This is a genomic window from Streptomyces sp. NPDC007983 (assembly GCF_042958345.1).
GTDB lineage: Bacteria > Actinomycetota > Actinomycetes > Streptomycetales > Streptomycetaceae > Streptomyces.
In genome coordinates this window covers 50,493-73,486 of record NZ_JBIBJI010000005.1, presented here as the reverse complement: position 1 = coordinate 73,486, position 22,994 = coordinate 50,493, and the positions used below count along the sequence as shown (strand labels likewise).

The following is a 22,994-nucleotide window of genomic DNA, read 5'->3' as shown; positions in this document are numbered from 1 at the left end:
TGAAGCTGGGGCAATGAACGCGAGGTGGGCCGACCGGCGATGGACAGTGGTGGAGGGGTGGCTGACGCGTCGCGCGTGAGCTTCCGCTGGGACTCCACACGCCCGGTTGCCTCACCCGGGGGATTCGACGCCTTCAGGCGCGAGTGGCAGGCACGGCTCGGTGATGGCCTGCCGCTGACGACCTTCAGCCCGGCCACCACGGACGACTTCCGGGTCAAGGGCCGCGTCGTCAAGCTGCGCGACGTGGTACTCACCGATTTCCACACTGCGTTGCCCCTGCGAACCGCGCCCGGCCCGAACGGAGATGAGGACTGGGTGCAGATGTTCCTGGTGCGGCGCGGCGCATGGATCATCGACGGCTCGCCCGACAGCGGCACGCACACCGTATCCGGCGGGCAGTTCCTGCTCCGGCACGGAGGGCGGCTGGCGAATTTCGAGACGGCGCCCCACACCGTGGCGCAGAACATCATCCTGCCCGCCGGGGCGCTCAAACCGCTGCTCGGGGGCCGGACCATCAAAGGGCCGGCGGATGGGGCCGAGGTGCGGCTGCTGGTGGCCCACGCGAACATGGTCCACTCCACCGTCGCCGACTTGAGCCCGGCCGGTGTGCAGGCCGTCCGCGGCACGCTGATCGAGCTGGCCAAGGCAGTGGCGATGCGTCGCTTCGACGATGTGGAGCCCCTGTTGACTCCCGCGCTCGCCCAGGCCGCGAAGGACTTCGCGGACCGCCATCTCGCCGACCCCGAGCTCTCTCCCACGATGCTGGCGCGTGAGCTGAACGTCTCCGTACGCACCCTCCAGCGGGCCTTCGCCGCGACGGGGGAGTCGGTGACCGCCTACATCCGCCACCGGCGGCTGGAAGAGGCCCGCCTCGCTCTCACCGCGCCGTCCGGCCTCAGCATCTCCGAACTCGCAGCGCACTGGCACTTCGCCGACAGCAGCCACTTCAACCGGGCCTTCAAGAAGCGCTACGGCCAGACCCCCACCGAATACGCCCGGCCGACGGCCGTCCTTCCGGCCGACGCGGGATCGCCGCGCAGGTGAAGGCCGCACGTGATCTCGTCAGCTGGGGTCAGGGAGCGGTTTCTGCGGACCGGGCGGTGTCGGTGTCGGCGCCGGTCAGGAGGCGTTCGGTCCCGGTGACGAGGGACCGCAGAGCGCCGTACGCGTCGGTGTGCGGCGCCGTGTCGACCTGCACCACATCGGCTCCGGCCCGCAGGTAGTCCACCACGTCGCGGCCGGAGGTCACGCCGCCGCGCGCCGCGATCGGCAGGGCGAAACCGCGCTTGCGCAGCCGCCGGACGGCCGCGAGAACCGGTGGTACGGCCCCGGGCCCCGCACAGCCGTGGCCGGACGTCTCGCCCGGCTCCGGGCCGCCGGTCCGCGGGGAGATGGTGACGGCGTCCGCGCCACCGGCGATCGCGGCGTGTACCCGGTCCTCCAGGCCCTCACCGACGGCCAGCCTGACGGAGAGAGGAAGTTCGACCCAGCAGCGTGTCTCGGACGTGTAGTCGTAGACGCGTTGGGGGCTGTCGTCCTCCAATCCCGATTCCTCATCGACGCACGAGACACCGAGTTCCACCCCCGGGCAGCCGGTGATCTCGACCGCTCGCGCGAGCATGCCCAGTTCCGCCGGTGAGTCGGCGTGCACGGAGGCGATGACCGGCAGGGATTCGTCGGCCAAGGAGCGCAGCATCCGCAGCCAGTGGTCGACCGGGCGTCTGGAGCAGGCTGTGCTGCCCAGCATGCCGACGGGCAGCCGCAGGATCCGTTCGTCCGGGGCTTCGGGAGGACAGGGATGGATGGTCTGCGTGACAACGGCCCCCGCTCCCTGCGCCAGCAACCTCCGGATGGTGCGCTCCTGGCCCGTCAGACGCCCGGACCCCACGACCACCGGAGTCTTCGCCCGCAGGCCCGGAAGGGGAAAGTCGGGCACGTGGTTCTCCATCGAACGGCGGACTGCGGGACTCAGGGGGACCGGGGCACCGGGCCACTCCGGGGACGACCGGAAGCGGCGTGTGCCTCCCTCTCGAAGGCTAAAAGGCCTGTACCAGCGCGCACTTGAACCACAGCGGCATGCCGACAGAACATATGCGCCACCGGGGCCGCCGTTGCGCATGGCCTACGGTCGTCAGGACCGCACCAACGCCGTAGGAGGTCGCCCATGTCCGACATCGGTGCCCATCGCAGGCGGGTGACGCTGACTTTCGACAACGGGCCGACCCCGGGCGTCACCGGGGACGTACTGGATGTGCTGGCGGATCACCGGGCCACCGCCACGTTCTTCGTAGTCGGCACCCGGCTGCGACAGGCGGGCGGCCGGGCTCTCGCGGCACGTGCGGTGGCGGAGGGCCACCGCATCGGGCATCACACCGCCACCCACACCCTGCAGCTCGGCGCCGCCGAGGATCCCGAGGCGGCGGTGGACGCGGAGATCACCGCCATCGAGCCCGATATCGACGCGTTGGCCGGAACCAGCGCGACACGAGGCGAACGGCTGTTCCGGCCGTACGCCGGCGGCGGCGTCCTCGACGAGCGGGTGTTCAGCCCGGCGGCCGTACGGTACCTCCAGCGGCACCGCTACACGTGCGTGCTGTGGAACACCTTGCCGCGCGACTGGGAAGACCCCACGGGCTGGGTGGACCGGGCACTCGCGGGCGTGGCCCGCACCGACTGGGCTGTCGTGGTCCTTCACGACATCGCCACCGGAGCCATGGACCGCCTGCCGGCGTTCCTGGACGGGGTGGCCGCGATGGGCGCCGAGATCGTCAGCGGCTTTCCCGACGCGTGCGTGCCCATCAGGCAAGGCCGACCGCTGTCTTCCGTATCCCATCTCACGGCGGGAGTTGAGTGACATGCGCCAGAAGCTGTCCCTTCGCCTCCACCACCACGCCTGGACGGTCGACGATCAGGAAGCCACCCGGCGCTTTCACGAGGACGTGATCGGCCTGCCCCTGCCGGCCACGTGGAGCGAGGTCGAGGACCGGCGGTCCGCGCTGCTGACGGCCACCCCCGCCGCCGTGGCCCGGCTGCGGGAGTGGCAGGCACGGCGCGGTGCGCTGGTCCGCGAGCAGGTGGCGCGGCTGTCCGAGAGCGACCGGGCGAGCCTGGCCGCGGCCGTTCCGGCGCTGCGCAGACTGGCCGAGAACCTGCACGAGGAGGTGGAAGGGCCATGACCGACACCCAGGGAAGCACCGCTCCGGCCGCGTTCGTCTGCGACGGCCTGGGGTACGCGTTCGGGGAGATCAAGGCGGTCGATGACGCCGGGCTCACCGGCCGGGAGAACGTGGAGCTGTTCGCCCGCGTCTTCGACGTGACCCGCCGGGAGCGGGCCGCGCGCGTGGCGCGGGTGCTGGAGGCGGTCGATCTCACCCCGGCGGCCGACCGGCTCGCCAAGACGTACTCCGGCGGCATGATCCGCCGCCTCGAACTGGCCCAGGCGCTGGTCAGCGCCCCGGCTGCTGATGCTGGACGAACCGACCATCGGCCTGGACCCGATCGCCCGGACCAGCGTGTGGGAGCACATCAACGCGGTACGGGCCGCCACCGGGATGACCGTGCTGGTCACCACGCACTACATGGATGAGGCCGATCAGTACTGCGACCGTGTCGCTCTGATGCACCGAGGCCGGATCCACGCCCTCGGAACGCCCGGCCGGCTCCGCTCCGAGCCGTCGCACCGCGTCACGGGTCGGCTGAGGCCGCCGCGCTCACGCCGGACGGTCCGCCCGACCCCCTGGTGACCGCGCCGCGCGCCCGCGCCGGCTGGCGGATACTGCCCGCGCGGGTCGGCGCGATGTGCGTGGTCGAGCTGCAGAAGCTGCGGCACGACCGCACCGAGCTGTACACGCGGGCCGTCCAGCCCGCCCTGTGGCTGCTGATCTTCGGCGAGACGTTCACCCGGCTCAAGGCCATACCGACCGGCGGCACGCCGTACATCGACTATCTCGCACCCGGCATCATCGCCCAGTCCGCGATGTTCATCGCCATCTTCTACGGGATCCAGATCAGGCAAGGCCGTTCGCCGCGGGGGTGAAGGCGCTGATCCAGGCGGTCGTGGTGATCGTCATCGCGGTGGCGCTCGGGGTGGCGCTGACCTGGAATCCGCTGCGGCTCCTCGGGGTGGCCCTCACGGTGGTCCTGGGATCGGCCTTTTTCTCCTGCCTGTCGATGACCATCGCGGGGATCGTGCTGACCGGCGACCGGCTGATGGGCATCGGCCAGGCCATCACCATGCCGCTGTTCTTCGGCTCCAACGCGCTGTATCCGGTGGCCCTCATGCCCGGCTGGCTCCAGGCCGTCAGCACCGCCAATCCGCTGAGCTACCAGGTCAACGCGTTGCGCGGACTGCTGCTGGGCACTCCGGACCACCTCGCACTCGACTACACCGTCCGGGTGCTGGCCGCGGCGGCCGGTATCGCGGCGGCTTCCTCGCTGCTGGGGCGGCCGGCGCGCTGACCCGGTGCGCACCACCGGCCCGGCAGGCGCCCCGGCGTCGCGCGGGTCTCATACTCGAGCGGTAGCGAGCACTCCTCCTCCGGGAGGACAGGGCCACGTCCGTCTGGTGTGCCGGCACCAGGCGGCAGTGCCAGCACCGGCACGATGCCTCGGGACGGCTCTCCGGCCAGGCTGGTCTCCTACCCCCACCCAGGACTGGAGATCCGTTTCCCGTGGCTACCTTGCTCTATCGGTTGGGCCGGACCGCCTTCCGGCGGCGCTGGCTCGTGACGTTGTTGTGGGCAGTGCTCCTCGGCGCCGTCGGTCTCGGCGCCGCCAAGGCTCCGGCCGCCTCCGACGACGGCACGTCCTTCCTGCCCGGCATCGAGGCCCAGAAGGCCTTCGACCTGATCGGAGAGCGTTTTCCCGGCTCGGACGCCAACGGTGCCAACGCGCGGATCGTGTTCGTCGCACCCGACGGGGAGAAGGTGACCGCGGCCGGCAACCGCGCGGCCATCGAGGCACTGGTGACGCAGGCCGCCGACGCGCCCGAGGTCGCCGGGGCCGTGAACCCGTTCACGGCGGGTGCGGTGAGCAAGGACGGCTCCACCGCCTACGCCACGGTGAACTACCAGGCGAAGGCCCGCGACCTCACGGACGCGGACAAGGCCGCCCTGGAGAAGGCCGTCGACACGGCTCGCGCCGCGGGCCTCACGGTCGAGGTCGGAGGCAACGCCCTCGCCGAACAGCCCGCGGCGGGCGGCTCGTCCGAGGCCATCGGCATCGTGCTGGCCGCCGTCGTCCTGCTGATCACCTTCGGATCCCTCGCCGCCGCCGGTCTTCCCCTGCTCACCGCCGTCGTCGGCATCGGGATCAGCATGGCCGCCATCATGGCCCTGGGCAGCGTCTTCGGTCTCTCCATGACCACCGGGACGCTCGCCACGATGCTCGGACTCGCGGTCGGCATCGACTACGCCCTGTTCGTGGTCTCCCGTTACCGGGAGGAGCGCGCGAACGGGCACGCCCCGCGCGAGGCGACCGGCCTCGCGGTCGGCACGGCCGGTTCCGCCGTGGTCTTCGCCGGTCTCACGGTTGTCATCGCGCTGGCCGGTCTGACGGTGGTCGGCGTGCCGATGCTGACCAAGATGGGCCTGTGCGCGGCGGGCGCCGTGGTCGTCGCCGTCCTGATCGCCCTGACGCTGGTCCCGGCCCTGCTCGGCATGTGGCCCGACGCCGTACTGTCCCGCCGTACCCGCAAGGGCGGCCCGGCGGCCCAGCCGACCGGCAACGGCGGCTCCCGGTGGGCGCGTTTCGTGCTGCGCCGCCCGGTGGCCGTCCTGGTGGTGTGCGTCGCGGGCCTGGGCGCCCTGGCGCTGCCCGCCGCCCAGTTGGAGATGGGCATGCCGGGGGCGGAGTCCAAGCCGGTCTCGTCGACGGAACGGCGCGCCTACGACGCCCTCGCGGACGGTTTCGGCGCGGGCTTCAACGGACCGCTGACGATCGTGGCGGACGTCAAGGGTGCCCCCGACCCCAAGGGGGCCGTGACCGCGATCGCCGAGGAGATCCGCGCGACCCGCGGGATCGTGTCCGTCTCGCCCGCGCGGTTCAACCCGGCCGGGGACGCGGCGCTCTTCTCGGCCGTCCCGGCCACCGGCCCCAACGACGAGCGCACCAAGGACCTCGTCCAGAGCATTCGCGCCGAGCGCGCGGATCTCGAACGGGACACCGGGGCGACCTTCGAGGTCACCGGCAGCACCGCGCTGGACATCGACGTCGCGCAGGCCCTCCAGGACGCGCTCGTGCCCTATCTGGCCGTCATCGTGGTGCTGGCACTGATCCTGCTGCTGGTGGTCTTCCGTTCCGTGCTCGTGCCCGTCAAGGCGGCCTTCGGGTTCCTGCTGTCGGTGCTGGCCGCCCTCGGCGCGGTCGTGGCGGTCTTCCAGTGGGGCTGGGGCGCGGAACTGCTCGGCGTGGAGCAGGCCGGTCCCATCATGAGCCTGATGCCGATCTTCCTGGTGGGCATCGTCTTCGGCCTGGCGATGGACTACGAGGTGTTCCTCGTGGCCCGCATGCGGGAGGCGTACGTCCACGGGGACCGCGCTCCCCAGGCGGTCGTCACCGGCTTCCGGCACAGCGCGCGGGTGGTCGTCGCCGCGGCCGTGATCATGATCGCGGTCTTCTCCGGGTTCGTCGGCGCCGACGAGTCGATGATCAAGACCATCGGTTTCGGCCTCGCCGTCGCGGTGCTGTTCGACGCCTTCATCGTCCGCATGGCGCTCGTGCCCGCGGTGCTGGCGCTGCTGGGCGACAAGGCGTGGTGGCTGCCCCGCCGGCTCGACCGGCTGCTGCCCCGCGTCGACGTCGAGGGAGCGGGGCTCGCGGCGTCACCTGGACCGGGAGCCGCACCGGCGGGCGACGAGCCCGTGCCGCGGGAGACGGCCCGTATCTGAGGCCTGTACCCGAGGCCCGTGTCCGAGGCCCGTATCGCCGGTCGCGGTGCCGAGAACGACGGCGCCGCGACCCGCGGTGTGTGAGCATGTTCGTCCCTGGATTTCTCTCGGAGCGTGATGAGCACGAGCTTGCGGCGCCGGGCGGCGGCCCGTCCGAAGGCCGTCGAGGCCGCGTCACTCGGCCTGCTGTTCGCCGTCACCGTCGCCGGTGTCGTCCTCGCCCGGGCGGTGACGCCCGAGCCGCCGCCGGTCTGGCGCGGCATCGCGATCGCCGCCGTCGCCTGCGCCGCGCAGCACTGGCAACGGGGGAGGCCCCTGCAGGTCCTGGTCGCGACCGCGCTGTGCACCACGGCCCAGGGCGCGCTGGGCTATCTCATGACGCCCTTGCTGATGGCCCCGCTCCTGACCGCGCAGTACCTCACCGCCGTACGCACCCCGCGCCGCACCACCTGGAACAGTGCGCTGGCGGCCACCACATGTGTGGCCCTCACCGGCGTGTTCCTCCCCTCCTTCCTCCACTCCCTGATCATCGGCGTCGTCAATCCCGCGGCGTGGATCCTGCTGTCCGCGGCCTTCGGCAGCTACATCCGGGTACGCCGCGAGTACGCCGTGGCCCGTGCCGAGCACGCCGACCGCCGACGGGAGGAAGAGGCACGGCACCGGGTGATCCAGGAACGCATGCGCATCGCCCGCGAACTGCACGATGTGGTCGCCCATCACATGACCCTGGCCGACGCCCAGGCCGGTGCCGCGAAGCACCTCGCGCGGACCCACCCCGACAAGGCCTTCGAGATCATCGACAAGCTGCCCGGCACCACGGCCGCGGCACTGCGCGAACTCAAGGCCACCGTGGGACTGCTGCGGCAGGACACCGACCCGGCGGACGACCTGGCCCCCGCGCCGGGACTGCGCCAACTGCCCGACTTGGTCGACTCCTGCTCGGCGGCGGGCCTGGAGGTCACCGTCACCGTCGAGGGGCGGCAGCAACCGCTCCCCCCGGTACTCGACCTGACGGCCTACCGGATCATCCAGGAAGCGCTCACCAACGTCACCAAGCACGCCGCCACCCGCACCGCACAGGTCCGGCTCGGGTACGCGCGCCACTACCTGACCCTGACCATCACCAACGACACCGCCACCGACCACCCCGTGGCGGCGCCCGGCTCCCACGGCGGCTTCGGCCTGCTCACCATGCGCGAGCGCGCCACGTCGGCGGGCGGCACCCTCCACGCCGGCCACCGCCCGCAGGGCGGCTTCCAGGTCGCCTGCACCCTTCCGCTCGACAGCCACATCGACAGCCACGTCACCAGCCCGGACGAAAGCCCCGCCACATGACCATCCGCGTCCTGCTCGCCGACGACCAGGCCCTGCTGCGCGCCACCTTCCGCATCCTCATCGACTCGGCCGAGGACATGACGGTGATCGCGGAGGCGGCCGACGGACACGAAGCCGTCGACCTCACCGCGACGCACCGGCCCGACGTGGTCATCATGGACATCCGCATGCCGAACGCCGACGGAGTGACGGCCACCGCCGCCATCTGCGCCCGGCCGGAACTGGCGGACACCCACATCCTCGTCCTCACCACCTTCGAGAACGACGAGAACGTCGCCAAGGCCCTGCGCGCGGGCGCGAGCGGCTTCCTCGGCAAGGGCGTCAGCCCCGACGTCCTCCTGTCGGGCATCCGCACGGTCGCGGCGGGCGAAGCCCTGCTGTCGCCCGCCGCCACCGCGGCCCTCATCACCCGCTTCCTGGCCACCCCGGACACCGACGGCTTCCTCGCCCTCCCCGACGCCGTGAAGGCCCTCACCGACCGCGAACGCGAAGTCACCGCCCTGGCCGCACACGGCAAGTCCAACGCCGACATCGCCGCCCAGCTCGTGCTGAGCCCGCTGACCGTACGGAGCCACATCCACCGCGCCATGACCAAGCTGCACGCCCGCGACCGCGCGCAACTCGTCGTCGTCGCGTACCAGAGCGGCCTGGTGAAACCACACCCACATCGGACGTGAACGACCCATCGGCAATGGGGTGCACGTTCCCCATGAGCGACATACCGGTGACACCCGCGCGGTAGGGAACAGTCTTGTCGCCCGCCTGAGGAGTCCGTATGACGTTCAACCCGTTGGAGCAGCGGGGCATCCCCCTCGACCGTCAGATCCGCAACTGGCGTGAGCTGGACGTTTCCCCCATCGACCCGGATCGCTGCGATCCGTACACCCGGTGCCGCGTCATCGCCATGAACGGCATCGAGATCGAGGCGATCCTGTTCAGCCACCAGATGGCGCGCCACTGCCCGGACCTCGATGTGAAGCGGGAGCTGGCCCGGACCCGCTATGTCGAGGCGCAGCAGCAGAAGGCGGTGAACTGGCTGCTGCCGGGCGTCGCCTCGGTGCTGGAGACGACGATCGCCTACGAGCAGGTGGCGGTGGACCTGACGGCGTGGGTGGCCCGCATGGAGCCCGATCCGTATCTCACGCAGGCGTACCAGTTCGGGGTGCTGGAGGACTTCGATCACCTGTACCGGTACGCGAACCTGTACGAGATGATCGAGCACCGTAAGGCGGAGGAGATCGTCCAGGGGCTGACGGAGGTCATGCCGGGCCGTCCGACGGAATACCATCACCGCAACCCGGTCGACAACGTCCGCGAGCCCTATGACCGGACGCGGGTCGATCCGCTCTCCAGGCTGCACGCGCTGACGATCATGGCGGCGGAGCAGCAGACCATGAATTTCTACATGAACGTCGGCCCGACCTACATGGAGCCGATCGCCCGTCAGCTCTACCAGGAGATCGGGCTGATCGAGGAGGAGCACGTCACCCACTACGAGTCCCTGGTCGATCCGGGCGAGAGCTGGTGGGAGCGGCTGGTGGTCCATGAGTACAACGAGTGCTACCTCTACCACTCCTTCATGGAGCAGGAGCCGGACCCCAAGGTGAAGGCCGTCTGGGAGCTGCACCTGAACATGGAGCTGGAGCATCTGCGCATCGCCGGTGATCTGATGCGCCGCAACGACGGGCGCGAGCCCGAGGAGGTCGTCGCCCGCGAGCTGCCGAACGCGCTCACCTTCGAACCCAACAAGGCATACGTCCGTGAGCTGCTGGCCACCCAGATGGACCTCACGACGCTCGGCACCGGTTACGTACGGGACGCACACGAGCGGTTCGAGGCCATGCAGGCGCGGCTCAACGACGGCGATCAGCCGCCGAGCAAGCGCGTGATGGAGCAGCACCGCGAGATGTTCGGCCGGGAGTACCGGCTGGAAACCGAGGGCGAGCACCCCGCGCCGTCCCAGCGCTCCCGCGACTGACCACCCACCCCGGCCTCAAGGAGGACATCGTGACCGACGACGCTCAGCGCCATGCCCCTGACGGTATGGACGATGTGGTGGCGCTCCTGACGCGTCAGCACGGCGAGATCCGCAACCTCTTCGACGAGGTGGAGCGGGCCTCGGGGGACGACCGGCGGGATGCCTTCCGCCGCCTGGTCCGGATGCTGGCCGTCCACGAGACGGCGGAGGAGGAAGTGGTGCACCCCGTGGCACGCCGGTCCTTCGACGGCGCGGAAGCGGTGGTCGATGACCGGCTGCGGGAGGAGAAGGAGGCCAAGGAGAAGCTCAGCCGCCTCGACGGGATGGACACCGCCGACGCCGCATTCATGCCCCTGCTGAGGGAGTTGCGCACCGAGGTCATGGCGCACGCCCGCGCCGAGGAGCGGTACGAATTCGCGCAACTGCGGCGACACACCGAGCCCCGGCAGCTCGCCACCATGGCCAAGGCGGTCCAGGCCGCCGAAGTGACGGCTCCCACCCATCCGCATCCGGGCGTGGAGACCGCCGCGAAGAACATCGCGCTCGGGCCGATGGCGGCTGTGATCGACCGCACCCGTGACACCATCCGCAAGGCCATGGGCGGGGACGGCTGAGGTCAGCCGGTGCCCACCGGATCGGTGTGCAGGCGGGCGAGCAGTTGCGCGTGGTGCAGGTCGGCGACCGGTGCCAGCAGGTCCGGGTGGCGCAGCAGCGGCGCCGCCTTCCGGTCGTGGGCGTCGGGGGCCGTCAGGCGCCGGAAGTCGACCGGTGAGGCGGCGGCGTGCTCGCAGGCGGCGAGCGCCGCCACGGCCGCCTCGGCCAGGGCGGGCGAGGCGAGCAGGGCCGCCGCCCAGCTCGCCACCACCTCGTCCACCCAGGTGCGCCAGGCGAGGTCCGCCGCGTTCACCTCCTGCGGCTCTGTGCCCAGGAGCCATTCCAGCCGGGCGGAGCCGCCCGGCCCCGCCATCGCCACGAGTGCCGCTTCCGTCACGGTCGGATACCGGAGCCAGGCGGCCACGGTCACGGCCTGCCGGGCCTGGGCCTCGGCGAGCACGGTGCTCATGGCTCCTCCGGTCGCCGGATAGGCGCGGACCAGCCATTGGGACGTGGCGGCGATGATGGATGACAGATCCCCGGACAACGAAGCCACTCCTCTCCTTCCGGTGGCGTCGATCCACCATACGGGTGAGGCGGGCATAAGGGGACCCTTGGGGTGCCGCGTGCGGAAGCGGACAGGACCGGAAGCCGAGACACGCCCTAGGGGCGTTCGCCCACCCCGGTCGCCGCTTCGTGGACGCGGCCCGCTGCCGAGTCGGCGGCCAGTGGCGCCGTGGGGCCGCCCGCTCCCCGGCGCAGCCCGCGCAGGAACTCCTCGATGGCGTCGGTGGCGGTGTGCCGGGGCTCCCACCCCAGCTCCCGCCGGGCGCGTGTGGTGTCCATCAAGGGGATCCGCAGCACCGCGTCCAAAAGCTCCGGGGAGGCCGGTGCCAGATGCAGCTTCCAGGCGCTCGCGACCGCGCCGCGCAGCAAGGGCCGGGGCAGGCGGAAGACCCGCGCGCCCAGGATCTCCGCGAGGGTCGCGGCGTCCACCGGCGGTTCGGCCGCGATGTTGAACGCGCCGCGTACGTCCCGGACGGCCGCGGCCCGGTAGGCCGTCGCGGCGTCCTCGGTGTGCAGCACCTGGAACCGCAGCCCGGGCACATCCGGGACGACGGGCACGAGTCCCGGCCGCACCAGGCTGCCCGGCACCAGCGGCCCGCCGAAGAGGCGGCGCTGCTGGGAGGCGGACTGCCGCTGGAACAGGAAGCCGGGCCGCATCCGCACCACGCGAAGGTCCGGGTGACGCTGCTCGAACCCGTCGAGGAAGCGCTCCAGATACGCCTTCTCCCGGGTGTACGCGGCCTCCGGCCAGCCATGGGTGGGCCAGGACTCGTCGACCCCGCGGTCCTTCGGCCCCGGCGAGTACGCGCCCACCGACGAGGCATGGACCAGCGCGGGGACACCCGCGGCGGCCACGGCCTCGAAGACCCGGACACTGCCCAGCACATTGCCGCGCCACGTGGTGACCGGCTCATGGGTGGGCTGGAACAACCAGGCCAGATGCACCACCACATCCGCGTCGCGGAAGTGCGGTACCAGCTCCACATCGGGGTCGCCGAGGTCCACGGCTCGCCACGCCGTCTTCTCCGGTGTCCAGTCGGGGACGCGGCGCGCGAGCCCCAGGATCGAGGACACGGCCGCCTCCTCGCCGAGCGCCCGCACCACCGCGGAGCCGACGTTGCCGGTGGCGCCCACGACGACCACCCGCAGGCCGGTCGCGCCGTCACCCCGCCGGCCCCGCGTGTTCGTGCTGTTGCCAGGCGCGGTCATCGGCCCTCACCTCCTCGCGAAAACGGCTCGTCACCCATGTCCCGGCCACGCCGGGGCGCGTCTCGCGCGCCGTACGGTCAGGGCGCACACGGCGGCCCCGGCGGCCGTGCCGGCGGCGGCCAGCAGTCCGTGGTGGTGGGAGGCCCACAGCTGGGGGCTGCGGGACGTCGCCCGGTCGTCGAAGGCCCCGTGGGTTCCGTAGTCGCGGCCGTCGGTGCCGTCGGCCGGGGCCCACAGGTTCGTCGGCTGGTCCGGGGCGCGGGAGAAATCCGCCTGCTGGGAGTCGTAGCCGGTGCGGGCGAGGTACCGGTCCAGCAGCCCCGGGGCGAACTTGTTCGCGATCAGTGTCGCGACGGTGGAGCCGGCCACCCAGTACTCGCGTCGCTCGGGGTGGTCGGCGGCGTACAGGATCCCCCGCGCGGCGACCTCCGGCTGGTAGATCGGCGGCATGGGCATGGGGTGCCGCGACAGGCGGGAGAGCACCCAGCTGAACTGGGGCGTGTTCACGCCGGGCAGGTGCACCATGGTGACCCGTACCCGGCTGTGGTCGTGCAGCAGCTCGCAGCGCAGGGATTCGTGGAAGCCCTGGATGGCGTGCTTGGCCGCGCAGTAGGCGGCCTGCAGGGGGATGCCGCGGTGCGCGAGGGCGGAGCCGACCTGCACGATGGCGCCACGGTCTCTGGGCACCATACGGCGCAGCGCCGCCTGGGTGCCGTGGACGAACCCCAGGTAGGTCACGCGCGTGACCCTCTCGAACTCCTCCGCCTCGATCTCCTGGACGGGCGCGAAGACCGTGGTGAAGGCGGCGTTCACCCAGACGTCGATCGGCCCCAGCTCCCGTTCCACCCGCGTGGCCGCCGCGTCGACGGCCGCGGCATCGGAGACGTCGACGCTGATGGGCAGGGGATGGCCACCGGCCGCCGACACCTCCCGCGCGGCGGCTTCCAGCCCACGGGCGCCACGCGCCAGCAGGGCGACCGCGGCGCCCCGCCCGGCGAAGGCGTGCGCCGCCGCGCGGCCGATGCCGGCGCCGGCTCCGGTGATGACGACGATCCGGTGCCCGTGGGGTTCCGGCCTTCCGCCCGGGGCGTTGTCGGTCACCGCTGCTGCGCTCGGGCGTCGCCCTTCATCCCGAAAGCGGAGGTGGCCAGCCCCAGGAGGAAGATCACCGCACCGGTGACCACATTGCTGATCATCGTGCCCGTGCTGATCGATGGCCCGTAGACCACCCAGGGCGTGATGATCGTCCATACGCCGATCGCCGCCACGACCCAGCCCAGCCCGTGGGTGCGCTCGTAGGCCGAGCCGAAGCCGAGCGCCAGGATCGCGACCGCCAGCCCGGTGATGAGGTTGTTGACGGTCAGCCCCGTCCCGGTGTCGAAGAAGCCCACCACCCACGGGGAGACGGCCAGGTACAGCCCGGCCAGCAGGGTCAGCCCCTCGACCGCCCGGGCCTGCGGAGTCGTCGCCGCCCGCTCGTAGCGGGCCCTGAGCTCCATCAGGTCGGGATGCTCTTCGATGCGGGAACCATGCGTGGTCATGATGACGAACCTCCTTCCGAGGCGTTCAGCGCCGGGTAGCCACCAGGAGCGGGCCCAATCAGCACGGCCGTGCCGGATTCTCCGGGCAGGCGCCGCGGCTTCCACCGGTCGTCGCGGCAGGGCCGGGTACCCGGGGGCGGCAGGCGATGAGCAGGAGGTGCGCCGATGGCCCGCATGCCCCGTACTCTCACGGTTCCGGCCCGGATCGAGACGCGGTGGGCGGCGGGCAGACGACTCTTCCTGACCTCCGCGGCCCTGCTGGCCGTCGTGGGCGCGATCGGCCGGGGCGCCGGCTGGGTGACGCTGACCGCCACGCTCGGCCCGACGGCATACGTCCTGCTCGTCCACCCGGAGAGCGAGGCGGCCCGGCTGCGCAACTCCTCGCTGGGACACCTGATGGCCATCGCCTGCGGCCTCGCGTGCCTGGCCGTCTTCGGGCTGTGGCAGCACCCGTCGGTGGTCGAACAGAAATACGACACCTGGGCGCAGATCGGCGCCCAGGCCCTCGCCGTGGGCCTGACCCTCCTCCTGCTCGAACTGATCGAGGCCCAGCACCCGCCCGCCGCCGCCACGGCCCTGCTGATCTCCTCCGGTATCGCCCGGCCGGGACCGCCCCTGTACGGCATGCTCACCGGGCTGGTCCTGCTGATCGCGGGTGCCGCCCTGCTCGCGTGGGCCGGCGGGCGGGCGGGCACCTCCGCCGCACGGGAGGAAGCCCCGCACGGGAAGGCGGGGGAAGCGGATGAATGACACCCCCGCCTCGTCGCCGTGGACCCTCCGGGCGTACGTCTTCCTCGGCGACGGCGAACGCGGCGCCCTGGTGGGGCCGCGCGGCGAGATGGTGTGGCTGTGCGCACCCCGCTGGAACAGCGACGCGGTGTTCTCCACCCTGATCGGCGGCCCGGGGGAGTTCCTTCTGGGCCCCGAGGACCACTGGAACGTCTGGGGCGGCTCCTACGAGGACGGCACCCTCATCCACGTCGGCCGCTGGGTCACCGGCGACGCCGTGCTCGAATGCCGGGAGGCGCTGGCGGTGCCCGCCGCCCCGGACCGGCTGGTCCTGCTGCGCCGCGTGCGGGCGGTGCGCGGCGACGCCCGCCTGCGGCTGAGGCTCGATGTCCGCCCCGGTTTCGGCGCGCACACGATGACCGGCCTGCGGCAGGAGCGCGGAATCTGGTCGGCCCACGGCGGTGGACTGCGTCTGCGCCTCGCCGGAGCGGCCGATGCCACCCCCGGCCGGCAGGGGTCGCTGGAGGCACGCTTCACGGTGGCCTCCGGCGAGACGCGCGATCTCGTCCTGGAAATCGGCACCCGGGCGATGACGGAGGAGCCGGATCCGGAGCGGCTGTGGGAGACCACCGCACGCCACTGGGCCCGCGCCGTACCGGACTGCTCCGCGCTGGCCGCCCCGCGCGACGCCCGCCACGCCTACGCCATCCTCAACGGGCTGACCAGCGCCTCCGGCGCCATGGTGGCCGCCGCCACCACCTCGCTCCCGGAGCGGGTCAACACCGACCGCAACTACGACTACCGCTTCGCATGGATCCGGGACCAGTGCTACGCCGGTCTGGCCGTGGCGGCGCACGGCCCGCACCCCCTCCTGGACGCGGCCGTGGGCTTCGTGACCGAACGGCTGCTGGCCGACGGCGGCGATCTGCGCCCCGCGTACACCGTCACCGGCGACACGGTGGCCGGGGAACGCTCCCTGCCGCTGCCCGGCTACCCGGGCGGCACCGACCGGGTGGGCAACCGCGCCGGCCGGCAGTTCCAGCTGGACGCCTTCGGCGAGATGCTGCAGCTGTACGCCGCCGCGGCCCGCCTCGACCGGCTCGATGCGGACGCCCGCCGCGCCCTCGACGTGGCCGTGGCCGCCGTCGAGCGCGACTGGCCGCGCCCCGACGCGGGTCTGTGGGAGCTGGAGGAGCGCTGGTGGACCCACTCACGGCTCTGCGCGGTGGCCGGACTGCGCGCCGTGGCGCGAGACGTGCGGGACCGGGCCGCGCGGGAGTGGGACGGCCTGGCCGACGCGATCCTGCGCGAGACCCGCCGCCGCTGTCTGGGCCCCGCGGGTCACTGGGCCCGGGCCGAGGACGACGACGGGCCGGAAGCCGCCCTGCTGCTGCCGCTGGCCCGCGGTTGCCTCCCCGCGGACGACCCCAGCGGGCCGCGCACCCGCCGGTTCATCGAGGAGCGGCTGGCCAGGGACGGCTATCTCTACCGTTTCCGCCACGGCGACCAGCCCCTGGAGGAGGCCGAGGGAGCCTTCCTGCTGTGCGGCTTCATGATGGCGCTCGCCGCCCACCGCCAGCGCGATCGCGTCAGCGCCTTCCGCTGGTTCGAACGCACCCGGGCCGCCTGCGGCCCGCCGGGGCTGTTTGCCGAGGAGTACGACGTCCGTCGGCGCCAGCTCCGCGGCAACCTGCCCCAGGCGTTCGTCCACGCCCAACTGCTGGAGGCGGCGGTGCGTCTCGGCGCCGACGAGGACCCCGGTCAGTCCTTCCGTTCCTGACGGTGGCTCTTGCCCGGCAGGAACTCCTGGATCTTGGCCTTGACGCCCTGCCGGACCATGTCCGCCCGGTCGCTGTCGCCCTTGGCGATGGCCGAGGCCGCGGCCTCGATCTGATCGAGGCTGGCGTGCGGGGGAATCGGGGGCACGGCGGGGTCGGTGCGGAAGTCGATGACGAAGGGGCGGTCGGCGCCGAGCGCCTTGTGCCAGGCGGATTCCACCCCTTCCGGAGTCTCCACCCGCACCCCCTCCAGGCCGATGGAGCGGGCGAAGTCCGCGTACGGCACGTCGGGCAGCGCCTGGGAGGGCAGGAACTGCGGAGCGCCGGACATCGCGCGCATCTCCCAGGTGACCTGGTTGAGGTCGTGGTTGTTGAGCACGGCGATGATCAGCCGGGGGTCCTGCCACTCGGGCCAGTACTTGGCCGCGGTGATCAGCTCGGCCATGCCGTTCATCTGCATGGCGCCGTCGCCCACGATGGCCAGGGTCGGCCGGTCGGGGTGCGCGAACTTGGCGCCGATGACGTACGGGACGCCGGGGCCCATGGTGGCGAGCGTGCCGGACAGCGAGCCGCGCATGTTCCCGCGGATGCGCAGGTGGCGTGCGTACCAGTTGGCGGCCGAGCCGGAGTCGGCGGCCAGGATCACATCGTGGGGGAGCAGGGCGTCCAGCGCGTGGACGACGTATTCGGGGTTGATGGGGTCGGCGTCCACGGCGGCGCGCCGTTCCATGACCTTCCACCAGCGGGCGGTGTTCTTCTCGATCTTCTTGCGCCACGAGCCGTGCTTCTTGCGCTTCAGCTTCGGAAGCAGGGCCTTGACCGTCTCCCGGGAGTCCCCGACGAGGTTGACCTCGAAGGGGTACCGCAGGCCGACCATGAAGGGGTCGATGTCGATCTGCACGGCGCGGGCCTGGTCGAGATCCGGCATGAACTGGGTGTAGGGGAAGCTGGAGCCGACGACGAGCAGGGTGTCGCACTCCTGCATCAGTTCATAGGAGGGCCGGGTGCCCAGCAGCCCGATGGCACCGGTGACATACGGCAGGTCGTCGGGGAGGGCGTCCTTGCCCAGGAGGGCCTTGGCCACCCCGGCGCCGAGCACATCGGCGAGCTCCTCGACTTCGGCCCGTGCTCCGCGGGCGCCCTGGCCGATGAGGATCGCCACCTTCTCCCCGGCGTTGAGCACTTCGGCGGCGCGGTCCAGGTCGGCGGCGGCCGGGATGGGCGCGTAGGAGGCCATGCCCAGGCTGGAGGGCACCATCTTGAACGCGTGGGTCGGCGGGGAGTAGTCGAGCTCCTGTACATCGGCCGGGATGACGACGGCGGTCACCGTGCGCTTGGCGCGGGCCGTGCGCATCGCGCGGTCCAGGACGTTGGGGAGCTGCTCGGGGACGGTGACCATCTCGCAGAATTCGGCGGCCACGTCCTTGTAGAGGCTCAGCAGGTCGACTTCCTGCTGGTAGGAGCCGCCCATGGCGCTGCGGTTGGTCTGGCCGACGATCGCCACCACCGGCACGTGGTCGAGCTTGGCGTCGTACAGGCCGTTGAGCAGGTGGATGGCGCCGGGGCCCGACGTCGCCGCGCACACCCCCACGCGTCCGGAGAACTTGGCGTAGCCGACGGCCTCGAAGGCGGCCATTTCCTCGTGCCGGGCCTGAACGAACCGGGGCTTGTTGCCGGCCCGCTCCCAGGCGGCGAGCAGGCCGTTGATGCCGTCGCCCGCGTAGGCGAAGACATTTTCGACGTCCCACTCACGCAGGCGCTGGAGGATGTAGTCGGACACTTTGAGTGACACAAGTCTTCCTCTCGTCATGGCGTGCGGGGGAGCGCGGGGCCCCGATACCAAGATCTACACACTGCGCATCGTCCCGGCATCCCGCACCACGCCGGGACGCCCGTTTGGCGGAAGGCGGGCTCTAGGGCAGCGGAGTGCCTCCGGTGGCATTGACGATCTCCGCCGTGATGTAGCCGGCCTGCTGCGATGCCAGGAACACATAGGCGGGGGCCATCTCGGCGGGCTGCGCCGGGCGGTTCAGGGGGCTCTGGGCGCCGAACTCCGAGGCGTCCGGCAGCGTGGCGGGGATCAGCGGGGTCCACACGGGGCCCGGGGCGACGGCGTTGACGCGGATACCGCGCTCGGCGAGGTTGCCGGCCAGTCCCTGGGTGAAGGTGACGATCGCGCCCTTGGTGGTGGCGTAGTCCAGCAGGTGGGAGCTGGGCTTGTACGCCTGAACCGAGGTGGTGTTGATGATGCTGCCGCCTTCCGGGATGTGCGGAAGGGCCATCTTGCACAGCCAGAACATGGCGTAGAGATTGGTGCGCATCACCCGGTCGAACTGTTCGGTGGGGATCTCCTCCAGCCCCTTGGGCCGGGCCATCTGGTACGCGGCGTTGTTGACCAGGACATCGATCCCGCCGAAGGTCTCGACCGCCCGGTCCACCAGCCCTTGACATGCGCTTTCCTCGCGGATGTCACAGGAGACCGGCACCGCTCGGCGCCCGGCGGACTCCACGAGACGCACCGTCTCCTCGGCGTCCTTCTCCTCCTCGGGTAGATGGCTGAAGAGCACATCGGCGCCCTCCCTGGCGAACGCGAGGGCGACCGCGCGCCCGATCCCCGAGTCACCCCCGGTGATCACCGTGCGCCGGTTCTTCAGCAGCCCGTGGCCCTCGTAGCTGTCCTCGCCGTGGTCGGGCCTGGGCTCCATCGGTTCGGTCTCACCGGGATGCGCCTGGTCCTGCTGGGGGAACTCCGGCCGTGGATGCTGCTCCACCGGATGACGCTGTTCGTGCTGGTTCACGGGGCACCTCCCGGGCCGCGGGGGTCGGACGGAATCGTCCGACCCCAGGTGCCCTACGGGATGCCGGGGCAAACGCCACCGGTCGCCGCTGAACGGCTCGCGGGCGTGGGTGGCCAGGAAGTTGTCGACCACGAGGACGTCCCCGCGCCGCCGAGCGGCTCCTGAGCGGACCGTGGCCGCGCGGAGGGGAAGCCCCCTCCGCGCGGCGTGTCGCGGCAAGGCTCAGACGGTGAGGGCCACGTTGATGCAGACGCCCACCGCGATGATGACCAGCAGTATCCACGGCCACAAGGGCCGTTCCTTGCCTGGCTTCCAACCCGAGGTCTGTGTCATCGCCGATTCCCGTGCGGTGCGAGGTGAGTGTCGGGCGCGGTTGCGCCGACATCTGGGACTGTACGCACGGTTCGGGGTCCGCGGAGGAGAGTGATCTCCAGTTCCGAGGTGCAGAAAACTGCATCTTCCGGGTCGACCGCACTGCCGCGGAAACCGCGCCACCCGGGGCCAACCTGCCCTATGTGCCGCCTCCTGGAGACATGGTGGAACCAACGCGGTGCGCTCCGGCGGACGGCTCTGGCAGCGCTGCTGTCAGCGATCTGACCGGCGGTCGCCGACACACCCCTCGGATCACGCGTTGCTGGCGTTGAGGTACGTGAGCACCGCGCGCACCCGCCGGTGGCCGCCGTCGGTGGTGGGCAGGCCGAGCTTGCTGAAGATGTTCCCGATGTGCTTGTTCACCGAGGTCTCGGCGATGAACAGCAGCTCTCCGATGGCGGTGTTGCCATGCCCCTCGGCCATCAGTGACAGCACCTCGCGCTCCCGCGCGCTGAGGGCGGCCAGCGGGTCGTTGCGCGTCCTGCGGACCATGAGCTGGGAGATCGCCTCGGGGTCCATCGCCACACCGCCGTCCGCGACCCGGTCCAGCGCCTGGAGGAACTCCTCGATGCGGCCGACCCGGTCCTTCAGGAGATACCCCACCCCGGAGGCGCCCTGGGCGAGCAGCTTGGACGCGTACGCCTGCTCGACGTACTGGGACAGCACCAGCACCGGCAGACCGGGGATCTCCGCCCGGGCGGCGATCGCGGCCCGCAGTCCCTCGTCCTGGAAGGTCGGCGGCAGCCGGACGTCCAGGACGGCGATGTCCGGGCGGTGTTCCAGCAGCGTGGGCAGCAGGCTGTCGCCGTCCGCCACCATCGCGCAGATCTCATGCCCGGCGTTGGTCAGCAGAAGCGAAAGTCCCTCCCTCAGCAGGGTGTTGTCCTCGGCGATCACGATCCGCACGGCAGCTCCACTCGAAGTGTGGTCGGCCCCTGGTCGGGGCTGGTCAGCTCGGTGGTCCCGTCGAACGCCGCGACGCGGCGCCTGATGCCCCGGATCCCGCTTCCGGCGTCCTCCGACACACCGCCCCGGCCGTTGTCCCACACGGTGATCAGAATGCTGTTCCCCGTGGTGTGCAACCGGACCTGGGCCTGGTCGGCGCCGCTGTGTTTGGCGACGTTCGTCAGGGCCTCGGAAATCACGAAATACGCGGCGGACTCGACGGCGACCGGAGCGCGCCCGCCCACGGCGGCCATGTCGACGTCCAGCTCGGTGGGCACCTGGCAGGCGGCGACGAGCGACCGCACCGCCTCGGCCAGACCGTGGTCGACGAGGATCGGCGGATAGATGGCGCGCACCGCCTGACGCAGCTGGGCCAAGGCCTGCTCGGCCAGTTCATGGGTGCGGTCGATCATTTCCGGCAGCTGTTCCGGGCGCTGGGCCACGGCCTGTTTGATCAGGCCCAGCCGCAGCGAGATGCTCACCAGCCCGGCCTGCGCGCCGTCGTGCAGATCGCGCTCGATGCGGCGCAGCTCCGCCGCGTGGGCGTCGAGCGCTTCGGCGCGTGACGCGGTCAGCTCCTCGATCCGCCGGGCGAGCGTCACCTTCCGGCGCCGTGCCTTGAGCATGAACCGGGTCATCCGCGCGTGGGACCGCGCCAGCGCCGGGACGATGAACGCGGCCAGCGCGGCGTAGGCCAGGCCGACGATCACCGCGCCCAGGGAATCCGCCCAGGAGTTGATCTCCCAGAAGAGGAACTCCGCCTTCGGGACCAGGATCCACCACAGCGGGGTGGTCATCCAGCTCACGGCGCCCATGCACAGACCCAGCGTCAGGGCGACGCTGAACAGGCCGAAGAGCGCGTGCAGCGGCAGCCAGGCGAGATCCGCGTAGGTGGCCCGGTCGGTCAGCATGGTGTGCGCGCGGATCAGCGGCCCGCCCTTGGGCGTGCGGTAGTCCGACCGGATCTCGGCGCCCAGCACCGTGGCCGCCCGCCGGCGATGGGCGTCGGCGCTGCGGCGTAATCGCATCAGGAAGGCGGGTAACAGCAGCAGCCCCGGACCCAGCAGGCTCAGCGCCAGGACGAAGACCAGCGCGTAGAGGGCGAACAGGGCGACCAGCGCGGTGCCGCCGCTGACCAGGACGTACGGCACGGAGGCGATGAACCGGGAGACGAAGGCCTGCCAGGTCATCATGCGGACGGAGCCCATGTAGATCGTTCTGTGGGAATCCACAGTCATCTCCCGCCCGGCCCTCGCATAGGTCGAGCGCACTTTATCACCGCAATTCCGCCCACCGCCGGGTCTTTGCGCACGACCCCGGAAGGGGCAGCAAGCTGCACCTTCTATCTACCAGTGCACGCCGTGTTCCCCGTCGCTCCACGCCTCTAGCGTGAGTGCGGACAGCACAGGAACTCTTTTCCAAGGGGGACGCGGCGGTGGCTCAACGTGGGGGTGATGGCCGGCCGGCCGGCGGCGGGACTCGGCACGCGACCATGGAGACCGGCATGCCGGTTCCCGCAAGCCGCCGGGCTGTCCAACTGCAGGGCGTGAGCAAAACGTACGGCCGGGGCGCCGGGCAGGTCTCGGCCCTGCGCGACCTGACCATCGATTTCGACCGGGGCAGCTTCACCGCTGTCATGGGCCCCTCCGGCGCGGGCAAGAGCACCTTCCTGCACTGTGCGGCGGGGCTCGACCGGCCCACCTCCGGTTCGGTGCAGCTGGGCGGCACGGACCTGGCGAGGCTGACCGAGGCCGAGCTGACGATGCTCCGCCGGGAACGGGTCGGGTTCATCTTCCAGGCGTACAACCTGCTGGCCTCGCTGACGGTGGAGGAGAACATCACCCTGCCCATGATGCTCGCCGGGCAGTCGCCGGAGCCCGCCTGGTTCGAGCAGGTCGTGCACCAGGTCGGGCTGGCGGACCGCATGGGCCACCGGCCCTCCCAGCTGTCCGGCGGCCAGCAGCAGCGGGTGGCCATCGCCAGGGCCCTGATCACCCGTCCGGAGGTCATCTTCGCCGACGAACCGACCGGAGCCCTGGACACCCGCACCGGCCGGCAGGTTCTCCAGCTCCTGCGCCACGTGGTGGACACCACCGGCCACACGGTGGTGATGGTCACCCACGACCCCGTCGCGGCCTCCCACGCGCACCGGGTGGTCTTCCTCGCCGACGGCCGCTTCGCCGAGGTGATGGAGTCCCCGACCCCCGAGCGCGTGGCGGAGCGCATGACACGCCTCGGGGAGTGGTGACCGGTGATCTTCC

At 71.6% G+C, this 22,994-nt stretch carries 20 protein-coding genes and 2 pseudogenes; 13 read left to right on the top strand and 9 right to left on the bottom strand.

The window, feature by feature from the left end; translation table 11 throughout:
• Positions 1 to 57: 57 nt before the first annotated feature.
• On the top strand, positions 58 to 1,044 hold the full coding sequence (locus ACFZCY_RS17325; protein WP_391173889.1) for a helix-turn-helix domain-containing protein: 987 nt from the start codon (positions 58 to 60) through the stop codon (positions 1,042 to 1,044).
• Between the two features lie 28 nt (positions 1,045 to 1,072).
• On the opposite strand, the gene ACFZCY_RS17320 is transcribed toward ACFZCY_RS17325, so the two are convergent.
• On the bottom strand, positions 1,073 to 1,936 hold the full coding sequence (locus ACFZCY_RS17320) for a glutamate synthase-related protein (protein ID WP_391173886.1): 864 nt from the start codon (positions 1,934 to 1,936) through the stop codon (positions 1,073 to 1,075).
• A 228-nt stretch (positions 1,937 to 2,164) separates the two neighbouring features.
• Between ACFZCY_RS17320 and ACFZCY_RS17315 the strand changes: the two genes are divergently transcribed.
• From ACFZCY_RS17315 to ACFZCY_RS17275, 9 genes and pseudogenes are all read left to right on the top strand, one after another.
• A complete protein-coding gene (locus ACFZCY_RS17315) occupies positions 2,165 to 2,854 on the top strand; it encodes a polysaccharide deacetylase family protein (protein WP_391173884.1) in 690 nt (229 codons plus the stop codon).
• A 1-nt stretch (position 2,855) separates the two neighbouring features.
• Entirely contained in the window at positions 2,856 to 3,176 is a 321-nt protein-coding gene (locus ACFZCY_RS17310) for a hypothetical protein (RefSeq protein WP_391173881.1), read from the top strand.
• 83 nt (positions 3,177 to 3,259) lie between these two features.
• A pseudogene (locus ACFZCY_RS17305) lies at positions 3,260 to 3,665 on the top strand (ATP-binding cassette domain-containing protein); the annotation flags it as partial.
• Between the two features lie 71 nt (positions 3,666 to 3,736).
• A pseudogene (locus ACFZCY_RS17300) lies at positions 3,737 to 4,458 on the top strand (ABC transporter permease).
• Between the two features lie 212 nt (positions 4,459 to 4,670).
• On the top strand, positions 4,671 to 6,887 hold the full coding sequence (locus ACFZCY_RS17295) for an MMPL family transporter (protein WP_391173879.1): 2,217 nt from the start codon (positions 4,671 to 4,673) through the stop codon (positions 6,885 to 6,887).
• A 117-nt stretch (positions 6,888 to 7,004) separates the two neighbouring features.
• Positions 7,005 to 8,222 carry a histidine kinase gene (locus tag ACFZCY_RS17290; RefSeq protein ID WP_391173874.1) on the top strand — a complete coding sequence of 406 codons (1,218 nt, stop codon included), beginning with the start codon at positions 7,005 to 7,007 and terminating at the stop codon, positions 8,220 to 8,222.
• Positions 8,219 to 8,899 carry a response regulator gene (locus ACFZCY_RS17285; protein ID WP_391173871.1) on the top strand — a complete coding sequence of 227 codons (681 nt, stop codon included), beginning with the start codon at positions 8,219 to 8,221 and terminating at the stop codon, positions 8,897 to 8,899. Before ACFZCY_RS17290 ends, ACFZCY_RS17285 begins: the two co-directional genes overlap by 4 nt.
• A 98-nt stretch (positions 8,900 to 8,997) precedes the next feature.
• On the top strand, positions 8,998 to 10,200 hold the full coding sequence (locus ACFZCY_RS17280; protein ID WP_391173868.1) for a hypothetical protein: 1,203 nt from the start codon (positions 8,998 to 9,000) through the stop codon (positions 10,198 to 10,200).
• A gap of 65 nt (positions 10,201 to 10,265) precedes the next feature.
• Positions 10,266 to 10,814: a hemerythrin domain-containing protein gene (locus ACFZCY_RS17275; RefSeq protein WP_391174400.1), complete on the top strand. Its 549-nt coding sequence runs from the start codon at positions 10,266 to 10,268 to the stop codon at positions 10,812 to 10,814.
• Between the two features lie 2 nt (positions 10,815 to 10,816).
• Here ACFZCY_RS17275 and ACFZCY_RS17270 read toward each other — a convergent pair whose 3' ends face one another.
• The 4 genes from ACFZCY_RS17270 to ACFZCY_RS17255 form a co-directional block, all read right to left on the bottom strand.
• Positions 10,817 to 11,341: a hypothetical protein gene (locus ACFZCY_RS17270; protein WP_391173865.1), complete on the bottom strand. Its 525-nt coding sequence runs from the start codon at positions 11,339 to 11,341 to the stop codon at positions 10,817 to 10,819.
• A 116-nt stretch (positions 11,342 to 11,457) separates the two neighbouring features.
• Positions 11,458 to 12,570 carry an NAD-dependent epimerase/dehydratase family protein gene (locus ACFZCY_RS17265; RefSeq protein WP_391173862.1) on the bottom strand — a complete coding sequence of 371 codons (1,113 nt, stop codon included), beginning with the start codon at positions 12,568 to 12,570 and terminating at the stop codon, positions 11,458 to 11,460.
• Between the two features lie 30 nt (positions 12,571 to 12,600).
• Positions 12,601 to 13,671 carry an SDR family oxidoreductase gene (locus ACFZCY_RS17260; protein WP_391173860.1) on the bottom strand — a complete coding sequence of 357 codons (1,071 nt, stop codon included), beginning with the start codon at positions 13,669 to 13,671 and terminating at the stop codon, positions 12,601 to 12,603.
• Positions 13,668 to 14,111 carry an SPW repeat protein gene (locus ACFZCY_RS17255; protein ID WP_391173857.1) on the bottom strand — a complete coding sequence of 148 codons (444 nt, stop codon included), beginning with the start codon at positions 14,109 to 14,111 and terminating at the stop codon, positions 13,668 to 13,670. Before ACFZCY_RS17255 ends, ACFZCY_RS17260 begins: the two co-directional genes overlap by 4 nt.
• 174 nt (positions 14,112 to 14,285) lie before the next feature.
• Between ACFZCY_RS17255 and ACFZCY_RS17250 the strand changes: the two genes are divergently transcribed.
• Complete coding sequence (locus ACFZCY_RS17250) at positions 14,286 to 14,861, top strand: HPP family protein (protein WP_391173854.1); 576 nt, start codon at positions 14,286 to 14,288, stop codon at positions 14,859 to 14,861.
• On the top strand, positions 14,854 to 16,620 hold the full coding sequence (locus tag ACFZCY_RS17245; RefSeq protein WP_391173851.1) for a glycoside hydrolase family 15 protein: 1,767 nt from the start codon (positions 14,854 to 14,856) through the stop codon (positions 16,618 to 16,620). The genes ACFZCY_RS17250 and ACFZCY_RS17245 overlap by 8 nt, the downstream gene beginning before the upstream one ends.
• On the opposite strand, the gene ACFZCY_RS17240 is transcribed toward ACFZCY_RS17245, so the two are convergent.
• The 4 genes from ACFZCY_RS17240 to ACFZCY_RS17225 form a co-directional block, all read right to left on the bottom strand.
• The gene (locus ACFZCY_RS17240) at positions 16,602 to 18,428 is read right to left on the bottom strand and encodes a thiamine pyrophosphate-requiring protein (protein ID WP_391173848.1); all 1,827 of its coding nucleotides are present in this window, start codon (positions 18,426 to 18,428) and stop codon (positions 16,602 to 16,604) included. The genes ACFZCY_RS17245 and ACFZCY_RS17240 overlap by 19 nt on opposite strands.
• Positions 18,429 to 18,531: 103 nt before the next feature.
• Positions 18,532 to 19,416, bottom strand: a complete 885-nt coding sequence (locus ACFZCY_RS17235; protein ID WP_391173845.1) for an SDR family oxidoreductase — start codon at positions 19,414 to 19,416, stop codon at positions 18,532 to 18,534.
• A 624-nt stretch (positions 19,417 to 20,040) separates the two neighbouring features.
• On the bottom strand, positions 20,041 to 20,694 hold the full coding sequence (locus tag ACFZCY_RS17230) for a LuxR C-terminal-related transcriptional regulator (RefSeq protein ID WP_391173842.1): 654 nt from the start codon (positions 20,692 to 20,694) through the stop codon (positions 20,041 to 20,043).
• Complete coding sequence (locus tag ACFZCY_RS17225; protein ID WP_391173839.1) at positions 20,682 to 21,965, bottom strand: sensor domain-containing protein; 1,284 nt, start codon at positions 21,963 to 21,965, stop codon at positions 20,682 to 20,684. Before ACFZCY_RS17225 ends, ACFZCY_RS17230 begins: the two co-directional genes overlap by 13 nt.
• A 260-nt stretch (positions 21,966 to 22,225) precedes the next feature.
• Here ACFZCY_RS17225 and ACFZCY_RS17220 point away from each other — a divergent pair, with 260 nt between their 5' ends.
• Positions 22,226 to 22,981 carry an ATP-binding cassette domain-containing protein gene (locus ACFZCY_RS17220; RefSeq protein ID WP_391173836.1) on the top strand — a complete coding sequence of 252 codons (756 nt, stop codon included), beginning with the start codon at positions 22,226 to 22,228 and terminating at the stop codon, positions 22,979 to 22,981.
• Positions 22,982 to 22,994 lie beyond the last annotated feature (13 nt).

Coding starts and splice junctions, on each gene's coding strand:
- ACFZCY_RS17275 (WP_391174400.1), top strand. CDS start 10,266: ATGGACGATGTGGTGGCGCTCCTGACGCGTCAGCACGGCGAGATCCGC.
- ACFZCY_RS17280 (WP_391173868.1), top strand. CDS start 8,998: ATGACGTTCAACCCGTTGGAGCAGCGGGGCATCCCCCTCGACCGTCAG.
- ACFZCY_RS17290 (WP_391173874.1), top strand. CDS start 7,005: ATGAGCACGAGCTTGCGGCGCCGGGCGGCGGCCCGTCCGAAGGCCGTC.
- ACFZCY_RS17285 (WP_391173871.1), top strand. CDS start 8,219: ATGACCATCCGCGTCCTGCTCGCCGACGACCAGGCCCTGCTGCGCGCC.
- ACFZCY_RS17220 (WP_391173836.1), top strand. CDS start 22,226: ATGGAGACCGGCATGCCGGTTCCCGCAAGCCGCCGGGCTGTCCAACTG.
- ACFZCY_RS17245 (WP_391173851.1), top strand. CDS start 14,854: ATGAATGACACCCCCGCCTCGTCGCCGTGGACCCTCCGGGCGTACGTC.
- ACFZCY_RS17240 (WP_391173848.1), bottom strand. CDS start 18,428: ATGACGAGAGGAAGACTTGTGTCACTCAAAGTGTCCGACTACATCCTC.
- ACFZCY_RS17315 (WP_391173884.1), top strand. CDS start 2,165: ATGTCCGACATCGGTGCCCATCGCAGGCGGGTGACGCTGACTTTCGAC.
- ACFZCY_RS17265 (WP_391173862.1), bottom strand. CDS start 12,570: ATGACCGCGCCTGGCAACAGCACGAACACGCGGGGCCGGCGGGGTGAC.
- ACFZCY_RS17250 (WP_391173854.1), top strand. CDS start 14,286: ATGCCCCGTACTCTCACGGTTCCGGCCCGGATCGAGACGCGGTGGGCG.
- ACFZCY_RS17310 (WP_391173881.1), top strand. CDS start 2,856: ATGCGCCAGAAGCTGTCCCTTCGCCTCCACCACCACGCCTGGACGGTC.
- ACFZCY_RS17255 (WP_391173857.1), bottom strand. CDS start 14,111: ATGACCACGCATGGTTCCCGCATCGAAGAGCATCCCGACCTGATGGAG.